13 protein-coding genes are annotated in these 18,745 nt (G+C 39.6%); 3 read left to right on the forward strand and 10 right to left on the reverse strand.

The annotated features are described in order from the left end of the window. Positions 1 to 7 precede the first annotated feature (7 nt). The 6 genes from ACT3CD_RS05005 to ACT3CD_RS05030 all read right to left on the reverse strand — a co-directional run bounded on the left by ACT3CD_RS05005 (position 8) and on the right by ACT3CD_RS05030 (position 7,125). Positions 8 to 1,033 (reverse strand): FecR family protein, encoded by a 1,026-nt coding sequence (locus ACT3CD_RS05005; protein ID WP_444643522.1) that lies wholly within the window; start codon positions 1,031 to 1,033, stop codon positions 8 to 10. Between the two features lie 411 nt (positions 1,034 to 1,444). Further along, the gene (locus tag ACT3CD_RS05010; RefSeq protein ID WP_444643524.1) at positions 1,445 to 2,014 is read right to left on the reverse strand and encodes an RNA polymerase sigma factor; all 570 of its coding nucleotides are present in this window, start codon (positions 2,012 to 2,014) and stop codon (positions 1,445 to 1,447) included. A 343-nt stretch (positions 2,015 to 2,357) separates the two neighbouring features. Continuing rightward, complete coding sequence (locus ACT3CD_RS05015) at positions 2,358 to 3,401, reverse strand: anion permease (RefSeq protein WP_444643526.1); 1,044 nt, start codon at positions 3,399 to 3,401, stop codon at positions 2,358 to 2,360. Positions 3,402 to 3,715: 314 nt separating this feature from the next. Continuing rightward, positions 3,716 to 6,067 (reverse strand): TonB-dependent receptor, encoded by a 2,352-nt coding sequence (locus tag ACT3CD_RS05020; protein ID WP_444643527.1) that lies wholly within the window; start codon positions 6,065 to 6,067, stop codon positions 3,716 to 3,718. Positions 6,068 to 6,277: 210 nt separating this feature from the next. After that, complete coding sequence (locus ACT3CD_RS05025; RefSeq protein ID WP_444643529.1) at positions 6,278 to 6,664, reverse strand: hypothetical protein; 387 nt, start codon at positions 6,662 to 6,664, stop codon at positions 6,278 to 6,280. Positions 6,665 to 6,786: 122 nt separating this feature from the next. Then, a complete protein-coding gene (locus ACT3CD_RS05030; protein WP_444643530.1) occupies positions 6,787 to 7,125 on the reverse strand; it encodes a translation initiation factor in 339 nt (112 codons plus the stop codon). Positions 7,126 to 7,415: 290 nt separating this feature from the next. On the opposite strand from ACT3CD_RS05030, the gene ACT3CD_RS05035 reads away from it, so the two are divergent. From ACT3CD_RS05035 to ACT3CD_RS05045, 3 genes are all read left to right on the forward strand, one after another. Beyond that, the gene (locus ACT3CD_RS05035) at positions 7,416 to 8,249 is read left to right on the forward strand and encodes a sulfide/dihydroorotate dehydrogenase-like FAD/NAD-binding protein (protein WP_444643532.1); all 834 of its coding nucleotides are present in this window, start codon (positions 7,416 to 7,418) and stop codon (positions 8,247 to 8,249) included. Between the two features lie 6 nt (positions 8,250 to 8,255). After that, entirely contained in the window at positions 8,256 to 9,728 is a 1,473-nt protein-coding gene (gene gltA / locus ACT3CD_RS05040; RefSeq protein WP_444643534.1) for an NADPH-dependent glutamate synthase, read from the forward strand. A 133-nt stretch (positions 9,729 to 9,861) separates the two neighbouring features. Further along, a complete protein-coding gene (locus ACT3CD_RS05045; RefSeq protein WP_444643536.1) occupies positions 9,862 to 10,851 on the forward strand; it encodes a dihydroorotate dehydrogenase-like protein in 990 nt (329 codons plus the stop codon). Between the two features lie 301 nt (positions 10,852 to 11,152). Here the strand turns inward: ACT3CD_RS05045 and ACT3CD_RS05050 are convergent, their stop codons facing one another. The 4 genes from ACT3CD_RS05050 to ACT3CD_RS05065 form a co-directional block, all read right to left on the reverse strand. After that, positions 11,153 to 12,013, reverse strand: a complete 861-nt coding sequence (locus tag ACT3CD_RS05050) for an SDR family oxidoreductase (protein WP_444643538.1) — start codon at positions 12,011 to 12,013, stop codon at positions 11,153 to 11,155. A 54-nt stretch (positions 12,014 to 12,067) separates the two neighbouring features. Continuing rightward, on the reverse strand, positions 12,068 to 12,619 hold the full coding sequence (locus tag ACT3CD_RS05055; protein ID WP_444643540.1) for a TetR/AcrR family transcriptional regulator: 552 nt from the start codon (positions 12,617 to 12,619) through the stop codon (positions 12,068 to 12,070). Positions 12,620 to 12,868: 249 nt separating this feature from the next. Next, positions 12,869 to 14,101 (reverse strand): efflux RND transporter periplasmic adaptor subunit, encoded by a 1,233-nt coding sequence (locus ACT3CD_RS05060; RefSeq protein WP_444643542.1) that lies wholly within the window; start codon positions 14,099 to 14,101, stop codon positions 12,869 to 12,871. A gap of 6 nt (positions 14,102 to 14,107) precedes the next feature. Next, complete coding sequence (locus ACT3CD_RS05065) at positions 14,108 to 18,445, reverse strand: CusA/CzcA family heavy metal efflux RND transporter (RefSeq protein WP_444643544.1); 4,338 nt, start codon at positions 18,443 to 18,445, stop codon at positions 14,108 to 14,110. Positions 18,446 to 18,745: the final 300 nt, after the last annotated feature.

Raw genomic sequence — 18,745 nt, forward strand, 5'->3', positions numbered from 1 at the left:
ACAGACTCTATTTAATGATAATTTTCTTCTTCGAAAAAGTACCATCTGATTCTTGATGGTTGTTAATTATTTCATAATTTATTGGTGACGTCATTTTTAACAATCGCAGGACATCTTCAATTTTTTCATCTTTAAAGGTGGCATGAAAACAATATTGATCTAATTTGCTATTTTGGACTTCTACATCGACATTGAACCAGCGTGCAAGTTTTTTAGCAACTTCACTCATGTTTTGATCTCGTAAAATCAGTTTTCCTTCCCGCCAGGCTGAATAATTTTCCGGATTAACTTGTTTTTTTGTAATGACGGCTTCGTGTCTTTGATATGTTAACAGTTCGCCTGGTTTTATTGAAAATATTTTTTTACTGCCATGAGGTTTCATCTTTACAGATCCTCTGGAGAGGGCTATTTCTGTTAAGTTATCATCAGGCCACATTATGGCATTAAAAGCCGTGCCGGTAACAATAATGTCAGCATTGGGTCCTGTTACAACGAATGGGTGTGACATATCCTTTGCAATTTCAAAGTAAGCTTCTCCCATAATTTTCACATTGCGGCGATAGAATGGTTGGGAATATTCGAGTGAAGAACCACTGTTTAGCCAAACTCTGGAACCGTCAGGCAGTTTTGATTGTATTCTGGAACCCATTGGTGCAAAAATTTTTATTGACGCTGTTGTTTTTGCATTATATTGCGGTTTCAGTTGGGCTATAATGGCCCATGTCAATAATGGAAGTAACAGAATGGCAGCCACTTTGGTATACCACGAAATAATTTTATAGATCGCTTTGCTTTCCCGGAAAAGAACATCCTTATTAATTTTTTGATGAATATTAATTAAGAGACGATTACTCTTTTCTTCGGAAAAAAAATGATCTTCCTTCATCTCTTCCAAATCTTTTTGCATCTCTAATTTGACGATGCCTCTTGTTCGTGGAGAGGTCAACAGTTTGGTCATTCCTTTGACAAATGAAGAATCATTTTTTCTCGTAAAATCCGTTAATTTTTTTAATTTTTGTTGCGTCTCGTTCATCTGTTTTTCATGCGTAAATATATTTTTTGTTAGTCAGATCAATCTTGATATTTTTTCGATTGTTTGACTATTTTAGCAGCTTTTTATGCTTGCCTTCGAATATTATTTGGAAGGTCTAATTCTGCTGTTTAATAATTATACCCTTTGAATATAAAAATCTCCCGTATAATTTTTATATTTTTTTTAAATTGGGAAATTGATAGCAGCGTCCTTTGGTAGTATTTTTTATGCTTTGCAAGCCTTAGAAATGAAGCTTTTTTAACTATAAAAATTTTCTTACAAAAGATGGATTGAAAATCTGCTTGCGACTCGCATTTATTTGCAATTATTGATTGATAAATAGATATTTGATCACGTAGCTGTTACCAGGTTTTAAGTTTAATTCAGGTAATGAAATTTAGTAGAAAGTCATTAATTTACAAAGAGGTAGAAAAATAGAATGGTTAAAAGATCTGATGGGTTAATTTTTGATTTAAGGAGGTGAATAACTTCAGATATTTGATTGTCTACCGTTTTAGGTGTAATTTTAAGTAAGGCAGCTATTTCTGCAGAACTTTTACCTTCAAAACGGCTTAGTTTAAATATCTGTTTTTTTCGTGAAGGAAGCCGTTCTATCAATACAGAAATATTGTCAAGAATTGATTGGTAAGAGATCGATTCCAATGGAGATAGGTCGGGAGGCAATAGGGTGTCGTTGATTGTTTCAAGATATAAAAGTTTGTGTGTAAAATAGTCTTTGATTTGGTTAAAAGCTATTGTGAAAAGGTAAGATTTAAAATTTTGGGTTTTGTCTAGTTTGTTTTTGTTTTTCCATATTTTTAAAAATACATCCTGCACCAGTTCTTCAGCATCTGTGTTTGATTTTAAATATTTTAGGCCAAAGGCATGTAGGCGTGGTGCATACCTTCTGAACAATTCGTCAAAAGCTTCGATACTTCCTTTATTTAATTCTTCTATTAGAATGGCTTCAATCGGCATCATGAAAAAATTATTGTGCAATATTGTGAATAAATATTAATAGATGCAACAATATAACTTCTAATGTCTATGCTAAGTTTGTTTGTTATGACAAGTTACTGCCTGTACATAAAGTGTGAAGATTAAGCTAAAAAGTTCAAATCCAAGGCTTGCGCAGCTTTAAAAACAGCAGTCTTCTGTCTACATAATTTTTTTTATAGCGAGAATAAACAAATAGCGTTTTCGTGCCAACTTAATATAAACCAGATTAATTGTGTTAATCTGGCTCAATACATATAATTTGATTTTATTTAAAATCCCGAATTTTCACACAGAAGTATGGTCTTGAAGAATCAGTTGAAAACTTCTAAAGCGTGAGCCATCCGCTGTTATCAGCTATCCAGGTAAGTAGCAGCGATGTGGAGAAGGCAATGGCCGGTGCAATTAGCCAGACAATAAAAAATCTGTTGACCTGTGTTTTTTTGAAGATGTTTTTGGCGCCAAGTTTTGCAACGCCAATACCTAAAATAGCGCCTACATTAAGCTGCACCAGTGAGGTGGGAACTCCTTTGGTAAGCGATGCTACAAGCAACAAGCTGGCCGTAACAAACGCGATGATAATGGCTTCAATTTTACCGAAAAGGATAATTTCTTTACCTGTATTTTCCATGATCTTTTTGCCAAAGACAGAACTGCCAATTCCAAAGTTCGGGGCTACAATTAAAATAGACAGCATCAAGATCAATTTATAATTATTTTCGTTGTTGGTGATGCCCAGCTCATTCATGGTCATTGAGGCGATGGGGCCAGCCGCATTAGCCACATTGTTGGCTCCGATGCTAAAAGCAACGTATAGCGACATTGCAATGACAAGAATTTTTAATATTGGGTGATTGTAGGTTTTTGGCGACATCAAATAGCCGCGGCGACGAATTGGATTATAGATGTATTTTCCGATTAGCAGACAAACCACGAACGATACCAATGGAAGAATGAACCAGGTGGGGATAATGTCTATTAATAGCACATGCGTGTTTAATGTGTTAAAATACAGAGCCGGAGCTGTGACTGCCAGAATTGTTGCCTGACTGGTTGACTGGGGAATACCTGTGAGATTGGCAAATAGCAGCGATATACTTACTGCCAGCAAAATGATACTTACCAGCGCATAATTCATCATTTCTGCCGGAAGAAGACTGCTGCCAATGGTGATTGAGGTGTTTTTACCGGCTATCACCGCGCCCAGGAATACCATAATACCAAAAAGTCCGGGGATGAGATTCTGACGAATCAGACCTGCGCCGTAGGCTACTGAAAATGATGGTGCTGTTCCGCTTCCACCCATATTAATAGCCAAAAACATGGCAATGATATACGGGAGTAATATGTGATTAACTATTGAAAAATCCATTAAGTACTTTTCGGCTGATTGTTTATATTTTTTATTACCCTAGCTCTCTTTTTTTATAAGATAGCTAAATGCTCATAACTGTAAAAATAGCTATTAATTAGTAATTGAATACCCGATTGAGTTAAATTGGGTATTAATGCGTAGTGGTTATTCCGAGTGGAATAACACCTGAAGTTGTAATTACGGATTAACTGATGCCGGCGATATTCAGTATTTGTTCATAAAGTAAGGAGTTTGAACTTTAAAGTTCAAACTCCCAGGCTTACGTAGCATTCAAAAAGTGAATTTATTGCTGTAAATGACCATTTTGAAAGCTATATATTGCTGATTTTTATTCCAAAGAACAATGTGCGTGGCGTCATCGGGCCATATATGTAGCCGGGATCCCGTTTGCTGCCAATGTCGATGTCGTCCTGATAGCTGTTTAGAATGTTTTTCATCCCGATGATAAATTGAAAATGACCGGCTTTAGTCTCCAGTGTGTAATCGGTTGTTACTGACCAGTCGAAGAAGGTATCGGAGGTTCGTAATTCGCCTATTTCCGGATTTGCAATGGTCGGGCCAAAATAGGGAATTAACATTTCGCCGGTGTACGTGCCATTGCTGCTTAAAGAAAATGTAGAAAGAGGATTCCATTCTATCATGAAATAGCCATACTGGTTGGGCGTGCGCAAAAATCGAGTTTCATTAAAATCCTGCGGCGCTCCATATTCGCTGCTTTGAATGGTGTAGCTGCCGTTTAGACGCCATTCAGACGACGGTAGCCATGTAGCTTCCATGTTAATTCCTTTCACTATCGCGCCATCCTTTTCGTTTACCCTTGTATAGGTTACCACACCATTTTCATTGGGTAATCCAATGTCGTTGTAGAATGGATTTTGCAGATCGGTGTAAAAGAATTCGGCTAACAATTCAATATTATTTGAAGCACCTTGCAGTTGGTAATTTAACGATGCCATATAACTGTTGCTTGTTTCCTGTTTCAGAGTGGGATCGTTTACGTGTACTATCTGTCGGGCTTCAGAGGTCTCGATGTGCAAGTCTTCGTCAAAAATTTGTGGTGCACGATAGCCTTTTGAATAAGAAATTCGTGCCTGAATTGGTTTGTTGAGACCATATAGCAGATTCAACCGGGGGCTTAAGACGGTGTTCGAAATGTCTGGAGCCGCCGATAGTTGGTCTTTTATGTCGTAATAATCCAATCTTAATCCTGCAGACAGAGAAAAGGTTCCCATCCGACGTTCCCATTGAGAGAAGACCCCACCCACGGTGTTTTTTTGATCGGCAACCTGGCGGTTGTCGTGGTAGATCTCTGTAATTTTGTCTTGTACGGCATCATATTCATTTGTTCTATAGCCTAACTTTTCGTCTTCAAGCTGACTGCCATTCAGTTCGGCACCAAAAATTAGCGTGTTGCTGCCGGTCGTCATTTTATACTGGCTCCCTGCTGAAATTGAGAGATCGTTGGTGGTGCCATAAGCGTCTAAAGCACGTGAAGCGCCATAATACGAATCACGGTCAACGCTTTGAGCTGCCATGAAGAGGGTTAGTTCGTGATCGGGTTTTGTAAACAGGTGATAGGTCAGATTTCCCGAGTTGATTTGATGGTCGGTTGCTTCTGCAATGAGTGTTTCGTGTAATGGTTTATCGAAAGCATTGCCACCACGCCTCATTTCATTGATGTGAAAATAGTCTGCCGTAATTTTGCTTTTATAGCCCGTTTTTAGTGAGTAGTGTAAACCCATTGTGGTGTTGCGTATTTTAGCCAGTTCCGAAAAACCATCATTATTGTCATCGTAGGGCGAACGGTTTCGATAAAAGCCATACAATGCCAGTCCTTGTTTACGATCGTCGGATGTGATGGTGGTATTGAACCGGATGGTGTTATCGGGTTCCGGCTGGCCGCCAATACCAATTAACGACGATTGCAGCTGAACTTCGTATTGGTTGATCAGGGGTTCTCGCATAATTACATTTACGGTACCGGCAATGGCATTGCTGCCGTATAATGCTGAGCCGCCGCCACGTACCACTTCAATACGTTCAATCATGTTGGCCGGCATCAATTCCAAACCATAAACCGATGCCAGTCCACTGAAGATGGGTCGGCCGTTGATGAGTATCTGGGAGTAGGGGCCATCAAGTCCATTCATGCGCAATTGATTGGAGCCACAGTTTCCGCATGTGTTTTCAACTCTTAATCCGGGACAAAAAGAGAGGCCTTCGCTAAGAGAGGTGCTCTGAAGTTGTGCCAGCAGGTCGGCGTCGAGTGTGTTAACGACAACCGACGACTCGGTGCGTTTTCTGGCGTTACGGTCGGCGGTTACCACCACTTGCTCAAGTAGTAAAGCGTCCTCCTCCATTGGGATATTTAGTGTTTTCTGATTTTGGTTCTCAGTGTTAAGCGAGATTTCAATCGGCTTGTAGCCCATTGCTTGTACTCTTAATTTGTGATCGCCATCAGGAACTTCAAGGGAAAATGTCCCATTGACATCGGAGGACGTTCCGATAGTGGTGGATTTTATTTGAATGGTAGCATAAGGTAAAGGTGAACCGTTGGTAGTCACTTTTCCTTTTATAATGTTGACGGGAGGCTTTTCAGTACCGGCGTATGTTTTAATATATACCAATGCCAGGGTCAGGAATAATAGTATTCTGAACTTCATTTTATTTTGTTTTATTTTTACGATGAGTCAATGCAGAGCAAGACACGGCTAACTCAATCAATATGCTAATATCCGCCATCGGAATGTTTTGTCTATGGCAATATCATATTGTAAGGTCTAACGCTGATTGCTGTCAACTCGTTAAATCACAGAAATACCCATTTTTGTGTTTTTACACGGAAAATGGATGGTTTAAAAAGAAATAATTTATTACGCAATAAAGGCGGGAGGACCCCGCAGTAGATTGGTTGTTGGTTGTACATTGTGGTAAGGTGGTTGTGGTAGAAGAAAAATATATGTTCTTACCGTAACAATGAACAGGCCTGCCGGTATTTCCTGAAGCATAAAATGATGCAGGTTCGGCAGAATCTGGTAAGCAGAATGGTTGTGATGGTGACCTCCTTTTTCTTTTTCGCCAAGAGGCGCAAAGGGATGTGCGTAGGGGTGGGAGTGGGTGATGACTTCCCCGTTATCAAGCGTGTGGGAGTGTAGAAATAACGTATATGACAATGCAATGAACAAGTGAATGGCCAACAGCATGAATCCGGTTGGCTTAATCAGATGAAGACGTATAAAAATATTATGCTTCTTGTTCATTCTTTTCTTTTGGATGTTGCAAAATTGTACAAAAAAACTACAACCCGCAATCCCAATTATTAGGCATTTTTGTCGTTTTATTTAACTAACGGGTTAATCGTTTTTTAGTTGATGCGACGCTGTCATCCACCTGCTTTTTTTGCTTTGAAGCCTTTGGAGATCAAAAAAGTTAAAATTTTTTCTCTGTGATCGCCCTGTATTAATATTTCGCCGTCTTTGGAGCTGCCGCCACTGCCACAATGGTTTTTAAGCTGCTTTTCCAGCGCTTTTAAATCATTCGAAGGTCCTTCAAAACCGGTGATGAGTGTCACAATTTTACCTTTGCGCTGTTTTTTATCAAGCCAGACTTTTAGGTCTTGTTTTTCTGGAGGAAGTGCACCGGCTTCGTCATTTGTAATATCTGGCTGGAAGTTTGGATTGGTGCTGTAAATTATTCCGCCAGTTGATTTTTTTTTTGACATGTTTTTATTGCTTTGTGGCAAAAATAGAAAAATATATTCATTTTGCTTAACATCACCGAAGTCCCGACACAATATCGGCCTTAGTAATTTAGAATAGTTGTAAATAAGAAGAAGACTCAAGTTTGGACCTTTTTGGCATATTAATAATCACTAATTTTGTCATATTTTATGAAAAATATCATTGGTTTTTTCTTTTTATATGATGAAAAATGAAAAATTAGTTTATCAGTTTTTTATTTATTGCGGAAGAAAAATTGATTGTTTTACCAGGTAAATTAACGCATTAGGTAATGAATAAAGTTATTAGTAAACATTATTTTTCGGAAAATGTGGTTCGTCTTGAAATAGAGGCGCCCCGTATTGCAAAAGCACGAAAAGCAGGCCATTTTGTGATGGTTCGGGTGGATGAGCATGGAGAGCGTTTTCCGTTGACTATTTCAGGAGCAGATGTGTCAAAAGGAACGATAACGTTAGTGGTTCAGACCGTTGGGGTTTCATCGCGTAAACTGGCGGCACTTGAGCCGGGAGATACGGTGCTCGACCTGGTGGGGCCACTTGGTCAAGCCACGCATATTCAAAAATATGGCACGGTACTGGCTTGTGGTGGAGGTGTTGGTGTTGCACCATTGCTTCCTATTGTTGAGGCACTAAAGGCTGCTGGCAATCGGGTCATTTCGGTATTGGCGGCACGTACCAAAGATTTAATCATTCTGGAAGATCAGATACGAAAGTATTCTGATGAGGTTATTGTCATGACTGATGATGGGTCGTATGGACGCAAAGGTCTCGTTACCGAAGGGATGGAGCAGATAATTCAGCGGGAAAAAATTGATCAGGCTGTGATTATTGGTCCGGGTATTATGATGAAGTTTGCGTCTTTAACCACTAAAAAATACAATATACCTTCCATTGCCAGTTTGAATACCATTATGGTTGATGGAACCGGTATGTGCGGTGCCTGTCGCGTCACAGTTGGCGGCAAAACAAAGTTTGTTTGCGTTGATGGTCCTGAATTTGATGCACATCAGGTCGATTTTGACGAGATGTTATCACGGTTGGGTGGCTATCGTGATGAAGAGCAAAAGGCCAATGAAGCGTATACCTGTCAGTCTATTAAAAAGTAACTGTTCATGAATTCTGAAGAATATTATAAACAAGAACGTAGTGCCCAGTGGCGCGCGGACCTGAGAAGTAAAAAAAAGAATAAAGAGCGTACCGATACGCCTCGTGTAAAAATGCCGGAAGCACCTGCTGACGAACGTCGGCATTCCTATGTCGAGGTTAATTCTGGTTTGTCGGAGGCACAGGCTTTACGTGAAGCTTCACGTTGTATTGATTGTCCTAATCCCACTTGCGTCACCGGTTGTCCTGTGGAGATCAATATCCCCAAGTTTGTGAAGAATATTGAGCGGGGTAACTTTTTGGAGGCAGCTCATGTGCTCAAAGAAACGAGTACGTTGCCGGCTGTTTGCGGTCGCGTCTGTCCACAAGAGAAACAGTGCGAAGCCCATTGTTTTTATACCATAAAACTGAATAAGCCTGCGGTGGCTATTGGTTATCTGGAGCGGTTTGCGGCTGATTTTGAGCAGCAGAGCGGGTCGGTTTCCATACCCGAAGTGGGGCCTGCCAACGGTGTTAAAGTTGCTGTTATAGGATCCGGACCTTCCGGATTAGCTTTTGCCGGAGATATGGCTAAACGTGGCTACGATGTGACGGTTTTTGAGGCGTTGCACGAAATAGGCGGCGTACTTAAATATGGTATTCCGGAGTTTCGTTTACCCAATCGTGTGGTGGACGTTGAAATTAATAGCTTAAAAACGATGGGCGTCCAATTTGAAACCAATTTTATTGTTGGGAAAACAGCGACTATCGATGAGCTGCGAACTGAAGGTTTTAAAGGCTTTTTTGTCAGCAGTGGTGCCGGTTTGCCCCGTTTTATGAATATCCCGGGTGAAAATTTAGTGGGTATTTTAAGTTCCAATGAATATCTGACGCGTGTGAATCTCATGGGGGCTTTTAAAAATGGAATGGATACCCCTGTGGTGAAAGGTAAACATGTGGCGGTAATTGGTGGTGGTAATACTGCTATGGACTCGGTGCGGACTGCCCTTCGTTTGGGAGCTGAGAGGGCCGTCATTATTTATCGTCGTTCGTTGGAGGAGATGCCCGCTCGTGTGGAAGAAATTAAACATGCCAAGGAGGAGGGGGTTGATTTTTTGATGCTACATAATCCCATTGAATACATTGGAGATGAAAAAGGACGTGTCAAACAGATTCGGCTACAAAAAATGGAGCTCGGTGAACCGGATGCAAGTGGCCGACGGTCGCCTGTGGCTGTAGAGGGTTCTGAGTATATCATCGATGCCGATACGGTTGTGGTGAGCGTCGGTGTTTCGCCCAACCCACTTATTCCTCAGTCGCAACCCGATTTAAAAGTCAGCCGTTGGGGAACTTTAGAGGTAAATCCTGATACACTGCAAACATCAATCCCGGATTTGTTTGCCGGTGGTGATATTGTTCGGGGTGGGGCGACCGTTATTTTGGCCATGGGCGATGGTCGTAAAGCCGCTAAATCAATGAATGAGTATCTTATGAATCGTTAGATATAATCAGATAGAAGGTGTTGAAATAGTCGTTTTTGCGTATAAGTTTTGCCAATAGGTTTGTCCTGTTTTTTTGGCAATTGACTTCTTCAAAACACTGTTTCGAAAACCCTTAAATCAAAAAGTTGAAGAAATGGCAAATTTAACAACAAAATATTTAGGTCTGGAGCTGAAAAATCCTTTAATCGTGGGCAGTTCTGGTCTTACCGCTACCGCAGAATCTATTGATAAGCTGATTCGCAGCGGGGTAGGTGCGGTAGTGCTTAAGTCTGTTTTTGAAGAGGAAATTCAGATGGAATTTCGTGATACTTTTAAGGAACAGTTGGGTGATATGGAGAATAATCTTGAGTTCTTTGATTATTATGATTATAAACTCAAGGATGATATGCTTTTGCGTACTACCGAATTAATCTCGGATGTGAAAGCCAAAAGTGATATTCCTGTCATTGCCAGTATAAATTGCCGGTCGGTTGGTGAGTGGTTTGCTTATGCCAGTCGTCTGCAAACTGCCGGAGCCGATGCGCTGGAGCTTAATCTATTTCGTATGCCCGTGTCGCCAGACGAAGATGCCGTTGCGATTACCGATCGGTATCTGAAAATTGTGGATAAGGTGCGTCAGCATGTCTCCATTCCGGTATCGGTTAAGATGTCTCCTTTTTTTACCGACCTGGCCAATGTGGCGACACGTCTCGACAAATCAGGCGTTAACGGGTTAGTACTGTTTAACCGGTTTTACAATCCTGATTTTGACCTTGACAACATGCGTTTGACTTCCGGACAGGTGTATTCCAATCCTGGCGATTATGTGTGGCCTTTACGTTGGGTATCGGTGCTTTCGGATGTGGTAACAGCGGATATTGCTGCGTCTACCGGCGTTCATCGCCCCGAAACATTTATTAAAATGCTTTTGGCGGGTGCTTCTGTTGTTCAGGTGGTAACAGCTATCTATAAAAATGGACCCGGTTATATCATCGATTTTGTTCGTTCTTTAGAAAAGTGGATGGACGACAAAGGGTTGGCTACGGTGGCTGATGTTCACGCTTTAGGAAAACAGCTGATACCTGCAAATCCAGAGATGTTTGAAAGGGTGCAGTTTATGAAATATTTTAGTGATTATAAATAGTGTCTCTCTAAAATTAAGTGTTTGAAATATAACGTTCAAATACAAGGCTTGCGAAGTTCGAAAAATGGGAGTTTACTCTGGTAAATGGTTATTTTGAGGATAAGCATAGCGTGGAAGTTGGGTTTTTCTAGCAAGCATTAAATAATCGCAACGAAAAAAATGGAGTCTGCAATACGACTCCATTTTTTTTGTCGGGCTTGCCCTTAAAATGATCATTAACGAAAGGAACTTCACATTTTGAGAATTGTGAGACGAATATCATTGCAGAAAAGCGTAAATGCCAATGAAAATTAGGTGTTTATTATAAAAAGCTCTTTTTAATTTCACTGACCAGTTTTGTCCCGTCGGGGTCGGCTTGTGTTTTTAAACGACAAAAGTCCTCAGCCCATTTCGAAGTACGAATGCGAATAGGCGGGTTTTCATTCTGTGCCACTTTTAATATGACTTCCGCCACTTCAAGTCCGGTTTGATATACTGATTCGCCGCTTTCGTTGGCTCGTTTTTGATTTCCGGCCATGTATTTTTCAAAAATAGGTAAGTATTCGCCCGTTGCGAATTGTCCGTCTACGGCCGTTTTTCCTATGGCTGACTTCATAAACTCAGTGCTAATGCCACCAGGTTCTACACAACTAATTTTAATGTTGAACGCATCGCTCACATAGGTTGCAAGCGCTTCCATATACCCTTCAACGGCAAATTTGGCCCCGCAATATAATTCATTAAACGGTTGTCCAACTAACCCTCCAACCGAAGTGACTGAAATGATCTGCCCGGATTTTTGTTTGCGCATAAAAGGCAATACGGCCTGGGTGCAAAATACAACGCCATGGTAATTAACCTCCGTAACCCATCTTATTTCTTCTTCGCTCGATTGTTCGGTCGTTTTGGCAAAGCCGGCTCCTGCATTGTTCAATAATACATCTATTTTTCCATCTTTTTCAATAATGGTTTCTATTGCCGTTTGTATGCTTTGCTTATCCGTCACATCAAGCGGGAGCAAGATAATATTCAGATTATCTTTTTTTATTTTTTCTTTAAGTGCCTGGGCTTTATTAATATCTCGCATGGTAGCGTATACCTTGTATCCATTTTGTGCAAACAGTACGGCACTTTCCAATCCGACGCCACTTGACGTGCCGGTAATCAATACATTTTTATTCATCGTATAATTGTTATATTGGATTGAACATTCATTCCAATTGTTGTTGAAAATTTTTTACGCTTTAATGGCATCCCAAACCATTGTTAACTGATTTTGGATGGATTTGCTAACTGGTTTATTTTGGTTGAAATACCATCTTAAGTAGGCCAATATTGCACCTCCTATAAATTGCAGTAACTCATCGGTATCAATACTTTTTACAATTCGTTCTTGTTTTCCTCTTTCTAAGAGTTGAATGACCGGACCAACTGCTTCTAGTCCTTTGTTTCTGCTTTCATCTGTAATTATGGGTGATGCATGAAGTTGCTCCATAAACACAAAATAGACTTTGTTGTTGATGAAAAAATCGATAGTTGAAGCCAGATAATTATCAAATTGCGTTTTTAGGGGCTGATCATTATCAAAGTTTTGGAATAGACTTTTTTCTTTTTCCTTGATATCTACATAAATTTCATTGATGAGTATGTCTTTGCTGCAGAAGTAATTATATATGGTTCCCATTCCTGTGCCTGCCTCTTTAGCTATTGCCGACATAGGGGTATTGTGAATGCCTTTCTCTGTTAGAAGGTTTAACGCGCTCAATAGTATGGCTTTCTTCTTGGTCATGTGGCAAAGGTACTTAATTTGGAATGATTATTCCAAATTAAGTACCTTTTATTTTTATTGAAGCGTCTGAGGTTTCGTTAATCATTCAGCATTTTTCTTAGTGTTTGTCTATAAAGTCAACGACTTCGTTATGTTTGTCATAAAAATAGTCTTTTACGAAAAGTAAACGCCTTTATTTTTAAGGCTTCACAAGCCTTGTATTTGAACTTGATATTTTGGACACTAATGTTTATAGACAGATTCTACCTTTTAAAGTTGAATGTTATACACCCCCTTTAATGCGACTAACCCATCAATTTTTGGATTTATTATTTCCGTGTAGCCATTGTATTGCTGTCCGATGTTGACTTCAATTTTATCAAAATAGTATTTTGCGTCTTCTTTTTTATTAAGGGCCAAAATGAAATATTTTGAATCTGAATTTATAATGGCTTCTGCAGGTAGCGCATTTACGGTGTCTGTGCTGAGTATTATTTCTGATTCAATAAATTCATTGGCAATGGGTTTCGTAATTTTATCTGATAACGCGGCATAACAATATATGGATTTTGATTCATCGCTGATGGCAACGCCCAGTGAAGTAATTACAGCCAGATGTGGGTTTTCTGAATTGACAGGTTTAAAGCGAACGGTTTGTCCTTTTTTTAGTTTTGCGATATCTGCCGAAAACACCGATAGTTCTACCTGAAACATCGATGGATCTGTTATGTCAATGAGTGCCGATTGTTGATCTATGTAACTGCCGATGTTGGCTTTCAGGTTGGAAATATAGCCGCTAATGGGTGATTTTATTGGATATGAAGCATAAAAATTACCATTTTCGATTTTTGCAATTGACAAATTCAGGGCTTCAATTTTCAATTTTAATGCGATATAATTTGCTCTGGAAATTTCGTAATCTCCTTTGGTAATAATATATTCTTTCTCAGGTATCACTCTTTCATTGTAAAGTAAACTGACCCTATCATATTCGTTTTTCAAACGGTTGTAATTTGCCGAGGCTTCGGCATAATCTTTTTGGATATCAATTATTTGGTTTCCTGATACCATTAGCAACGTTTGATTTTTTTCTACAAATTGACCGTTATGACAGTAAACATCCTTAACAACACCGGGTAGTGGTGTGCTAATTTTTGCTTTCCCGTTAGGTAATGGAACGATGCTGCCATTGCATTTTATTGTTTTTTCAAAAATTTGACGTTCTATTTTGCCCACTTGCATTGCCTCTGTGGTAAACTGCTGTTCAGTTATTTCAATCAGGTTTGATTCTTGTTCAACTGTTGCAGGTTCGCTTGCACACGATAGTACGATGAGTGGAATTGTTATTATATATAAAGCTTGCTTGAAAAGTCGAACATCGGTGTTGTGCTTTTCCTCAAAATTGCTTTTCCCTGATGAAAATGGCCATTTTGAAAGTGAGCGTAACGAAAAAAATGGCGTTTTTTTGCTGACGTTATATAAGATCTGTTTTAGAGTTTTCATATCGTTTTATTTTGAGAGATAATTAAGTTCAAGTGTCACGTTGGTGTAATTCATAAGGTTGTTGAGGTAGTTCAGCTTTATTTGTAGAGCTGTTTCGGTGCTTGATGCGAATTTAAAAAAATCAATATCACCATTGTCAAAGCTTAATTGCGCCGTTCTGATAATTTCATCGTAAAGTTTGCTGCTATTATCGGCATAGTCGTTTAAGAGTGCCTTTAGTCTTATGTGTGAGTCCAGAAGTCCTTTCTGTTTAATTTTAAGGAGGTCAATGTCATATTCTGAAAATTGTCTGGTAGCATTTAAGGCTATTTTTGATGCTTTGATGATGGATTTTTGGGCGTTGAAGAATATTGGAATGGAGAGCCCTGCCTCAAATCCGTGGTAGTATTTTGCATCTTCAAAAAAATTTGTTCCAATAAAATAGTTGAACGAGATGTCGGGTAGGAGCTTATTTTTTTCGATGCCAATATTGGCATTGTCCAATTCCTCTTTGCTTTTTAACCATGAAAAAGAGGGGGTTGCGTCAATGGTTCGGTTTGTATAGTTTATTTGGGTTATTTCCTGCGAAACGACAAATGAACTATCATACCCCATTATATTTTTAAGTTGTGAATAGGTATTATCAATGTCATGTTTTATTTCGTTGAGCAGGTTATTTGTTTGTTTTTGCTTGGCTTTAATGGTTAGCAAATCGAGATTGCTAATATCACCACTGCTGTATTTTATTATGGCTTCTCTTAGAATATTGCGGTACAGGCTATCAATGTTATCATAAATATCACGTTTTTTGTTAAGTATTTGTAATTCAATGTAATTTAAAGAAACTTGTTTGATGATGTTTTCAATTTGAATTTTCAGTTCGGCCTCGGCTATGTTGCGTTCAATTTTTTTTGCCTTCGATTCTGCACGATACAGCGTTGGAAAGCTAAAATTCTGTTCTACGCCCCAAACTTTTAAAGGATGGTTGTTTTCCGCTATATTATTTTGGTCGGTACCAAATGTAAAAGTTGTTTTATCCAGTGCCAGGGCCGAGGCTATTAATGTGTTTCGTTCATCCACTTTAAGCGAATAGGCTTTAAGCTCTTTGTTGTTTTGCAGCGCAATAGTTATCGCTTTATCCATTTTTATTTCACTATTTTGCGAGAATAAACTAAAGGCCGGAAGCAGAAGTAAGAGAACCAATCCCTGTTTGGCTCTTATAAATTTTAAGGGAAATAGTTTTATACCTATCACGTTGTAGAAAATTTCAAACATCAAAGGAAGAGCAATCATCGTCAGCATGGTGGATGTGAATAGCCCGCCAATGACTACTGTTGCCAATGGGCGTTGTACCTCCGCTCCGGCGCCGGTTGATATTGCCATCGGTAAGAATCCCATTGCAGCGGCTCCGGCTGTAAGCATAACAGGGCGCAGCCTGTCTTTTGTTCCCCGAATGATGATTTCACGCATACTCATTGTTCCATTGTGCTTAAGTTCCTTCAGGTGTTCTATTAAAACAATTCCATTGAGTACCGCGATACCAAAAAGGGCTATGAATCCGACGCCTGCCGATACACTAAAAGGCATGCCTCGTAGCCATAGCAAAAGAACACCTCCAACAGTAGCCAGTGGAATAGCTGAAAAGATCATGATCGCGTCTTTTAGCGATTTGAAGGCAAAATGCAGAAAAATAAATATGAGCAATAGGGCTACAGGGACAGCCAGCAGTAGTCGGTTTGTTGCATTTTGCAAATTCTCAAATTGACCTCCGTAGGCGATGTAAGTGCCGGGATTTAAGGTGATGTTTTTATCAATGGTGTATTGTATGTCTTTTACCACTGATTGAAGATCCCTGTTTCGTACATTAACACTCACTACGACTCTGCGGTGCGTGTTTTCTCTGGATATTTTGGCAGGACCTTGCGCGTATTGTATATCGGCAAGTTCTGATAGCGGTATTTGGCTGCCGTTGGGTATTGGTATTTTCAAATGTTTAATGTCATTGATGTCTGTTCTGTTTTGCGCATTGTAACGAACCACTAAATCGAATCGTTTTTCCCCTTCAAAAACAACGCCGGTGGCATCCCCTCCAAAAGCTGTAGACAGATAACGATTCAGTAGAGTAACATCGACGCCGTAGTAGGCTATTTTACTGCGGTTGTAATTAATTTTGATTTGGGGTAAACCAGCTGTTTTCTCCAGAATGATGTCGCTTGCACCGGGTATTCCTTCTATTACTTGTTTTATTTCGAGTGCTTTTTGATCGATGTAAGCTAAATCATCACCAAATATTTTAATGGCGATGTCGGAACGTACGCCGGTGATTAGCTCATTAAAGCGCATTTCTATTGGTTGGGTAAATTCATAATCAATACCCGGAATTGCCGACAGAGCATCCTTAAATTTGTCGGCTAATTCTTCTTTACTTGTAGCACTAGTCCATGTTTTACGTGGGGTTAATTTAATAATCATATCAATTTCTTCCATCGACATTGGGTCGGTAGGGACTTCTGCGGCACCAATCCGACTAACAATTTTTTCTACTTCCGGAAATTTTTTTATGAGAATTTGTTCCATTTGGGTGGTCGTCTCAATGGTTTTTGAGAGCGATGTGCCTGTTTTTAAAACGGGCTGGATAACAAAGTCGCCTTCGTCTAGTGTGGGAACAAATTCACCCCCTATTTTTGTAAAAAGAAAAGCCGTTACGAATAATGAGAGAATGGCCGCTCCAAGAACCATTCTTTTGTGTATATAGGCCCAACGAATGACCGGGGAGTAGGATTTTTGTGCCATTTTCATAACCCAGTCGGCAATATTTTTTTTGTTGGATGTGGTTGGCTTTAGAAATAATGAGGAGGCAACAGGTAACCACGTTAGTCCCATTATCATTGCGCCAATGATAGCGAAGCAGAATGATAAGGCCATCGGTTTAAACATTTTGCCTTCCACCCCGGTTAATGAGAGGATGGGAATGAATACAATAAGAATAATAATTTGTCCAAATATGGCCGATTTCATCATTTTTGATGCCCCTTCAAAAGATATTGCATCCATAATGCCCGCCCTTGTGTCACCATTGGCGTCTTTTAGGTCAGTTTTTCGTTCGGTTATTTTAATCCCTATAAATTCAACAATAATAACGGCTCCGTCTATTATAATCCCGAAGTCAAGAGCTCCAAGGCTCATCAGATTGGCATCGATGCCAAAGATATACATCATTGAAATGGTAAAAAGAAGTGCCAGAGGAATCATGGAGGTAATTACCAATGCTGCGCGAATGTTCCCGAGCAATAAAATCATCATGAGCATCACTATGAATGCACCAAGTATAAGATTCTCAGTTACAGTGAGAGTCGTTTTGGCAACCAGTTCACTTCTGTCAACGATTGGATTGATATAAATACCCTCCGGTAGATTTTTTTGAATTTCGGCAACCCGGCTTTTAACTTCATTGATAACTTCTTTGGAGTTTGCATCTTTTAGCATCATTACTTGCCCGAGGATGGTTTCACCTTTTCCGTTTGCAGTAATTGCCCCGTATCTGTTGGCGTGACCAAATTCTACTTTTGCAATATCTTTAATGAGAATGGGGATTCCATCGTTAGTGCTAACAACAATATTTTTTATGTCCTCAACCGATTTAACCTGTCCATCGCCTCGAATGAAGTAACTTTGGTTAGCTTTTTCGATATATGAGCCACCGGATATGCCATTGTTCGTTTCCAATGCATTGAACACTTCTAAAAGAGTTATATGCATGGCCGAAAGCTGTGTCGGGTTTATTGATACGACATATTGTTTTAAGTTGCCACCCCAACTATTAATTTCAACGACACCCTTGATGCCAGACAACCTTCGTTTGATAACCCAATCCTGAATGGTGCGCAGGTCGGTTGCCGTGTATTTGTTTTCGTAGCCATCTTTTAGGTCGAGTGTGTATTGGTAAATCTCGCCCAATCCTGTTGTAATAGGTCCCATTTCGGGTTCTCCGAACCCTTCCGGGATTTTGGCCGTAGCACTTTTGATTTTTTCGGCGATAAGTTGGCGCGGCAGGTAGGTATCCATCTCTTCATCAAAAACGATAGTCACCAATGAGATGCCAAATTTTGAGATAGAGCGGATTTCATTGACGCCCGGAAGATTGGCCATTTCCATCTCCACAGGAGCTGTAATATATTGTTCTATCTCCTGCGTCGATAAATTTCCTGAAGTTGTTATAACCTGAACCTGATTGTTGGTAATATCAGGCACCGCTCCAACCGGTATTTTGAATACCGCATATAATCCAAAGGCGGCAATAGTCAGGGTAAACAGAATAACAATTAGTTTATTCTTAATGCTGAAATCAATTATTTTTTCAAGCATAATGATTTGTTTTATTTCTCAAAACTAAATATATAAGATAGTGCGGTAGTCCGAATTGATATTTTTCATCTGGTGTTGCTCAGGAGAACAACATTATTTTTGTATGGCCGAGGGGACGTTTCCTCTTTTTGTACCATTGATATTGTGAAATATTCTTGTTTTTTTCGTTACGTTCGTATTCAAAATGATTATTTGTAATTGTAAGGATTCATTTTCATGTTGTTAAAGCCTGATAAATGAAGCTGTGTGATTTTTCGCAGACGTTTTTGCGCAAGCTTTATTTGATTTGAAACATTATAC

The organism is Geofilum sp. OHC36d9, assembly GCF_052400685.1.
Lineage (GTDB): Bacteria > Bacteroidota > Bacteroidia > Bacteroidales > Marinilabiliaceae > CAZHHH01.

Coding starts and splice junctions, on each gene's coding strand:
- ACT3CD_RS05020 (WP_444643527.1), bottom strand. CDS start 6,067: ATGAAGTTCAGAATACTATTATTCCTGACCCTGGCATTGGTATATATT.
- ACT3CD_RS05035 (WP_444643532.1), top strand. CDS start 7,416: ATGAATAAAGTTATTAGTAAACATTATTTTTCGGAAAATGTGGTTCGT.
- ACT3CD_RS05055 (WP_444643540.1), bottom strand. CDS start 12,619: ATGACCAAGAAGAAAGCCATACTATTGAGCGCGTTAAACCTTCTAACA.
- ACT3CD_RS05065 (WP_444643544.1), bottom strand. CDS start 18,445: ATGCTTGAAAAAATAATTGATTTCAGCATTAAGAATAAACTAATTGTT.
- gltA (WP_444643534.1), top strand. CDS start 8,256: ATGAATTCTGAAGAATATTATAAACAAGAACGTAGTGCCCAGTGGCGC.
- ACT3CD_RS05030 (WP_444643530.1), bottom strand. CDS start 7,125: ATGTCAAAAAAAAAATCAACTGGCGGAATAATTTACAGCACCAATCCA.
- ACT3CD_RS05060 (WP_444643542.1), bottom strand. CDS start 14,101: ATGAAAACTCTAAAACAGATCTTATATAACGTCAGCAAAAAAACGCCA.
- ACT3CD_RS05010 (WP_444643524.1), bottom strand. CDS start 2,014: ATGATGCCGATTGAAGCCATTCTAATAGAAGAATTAAATAAAGGAAGT.
- ACT3CD_RS05025 (WP_444643529.1), bottom strand. CDS start 6,664: ATGAACAAGAAGCATAATATTTTTATACGTCTTCATCTGATTAAGCCA.
- ACT3CD_RS05045 (WP_444643536.1), top strand. CDS start 9,862: ATGGCAAATTTAACAACAAAATATTTAGGTCTGGAGCTGAAAAATCCT.
- ACT3CD_RS05005 (WP_444643522.1), bottom strand. CDS start 1,033: ATGAACGAGACGCAACAAAAATTAAAAAAATTAACGGATTTTACGAGA.
- ACT3CD_RS05015 (WP_444643526.1), bottom strand. CDS start 3,401: ATGGATTTTTCAATAGTTAATCACATATTACTCCCGTATATCATTGCC.
- ACT3CD_RS05050 (WP_444643538.1), bottom strand. CDS start 12,013: ATGAATAAAAATGTATTGATTACCGGCACGTCAAGTGGCGTCGGATTG.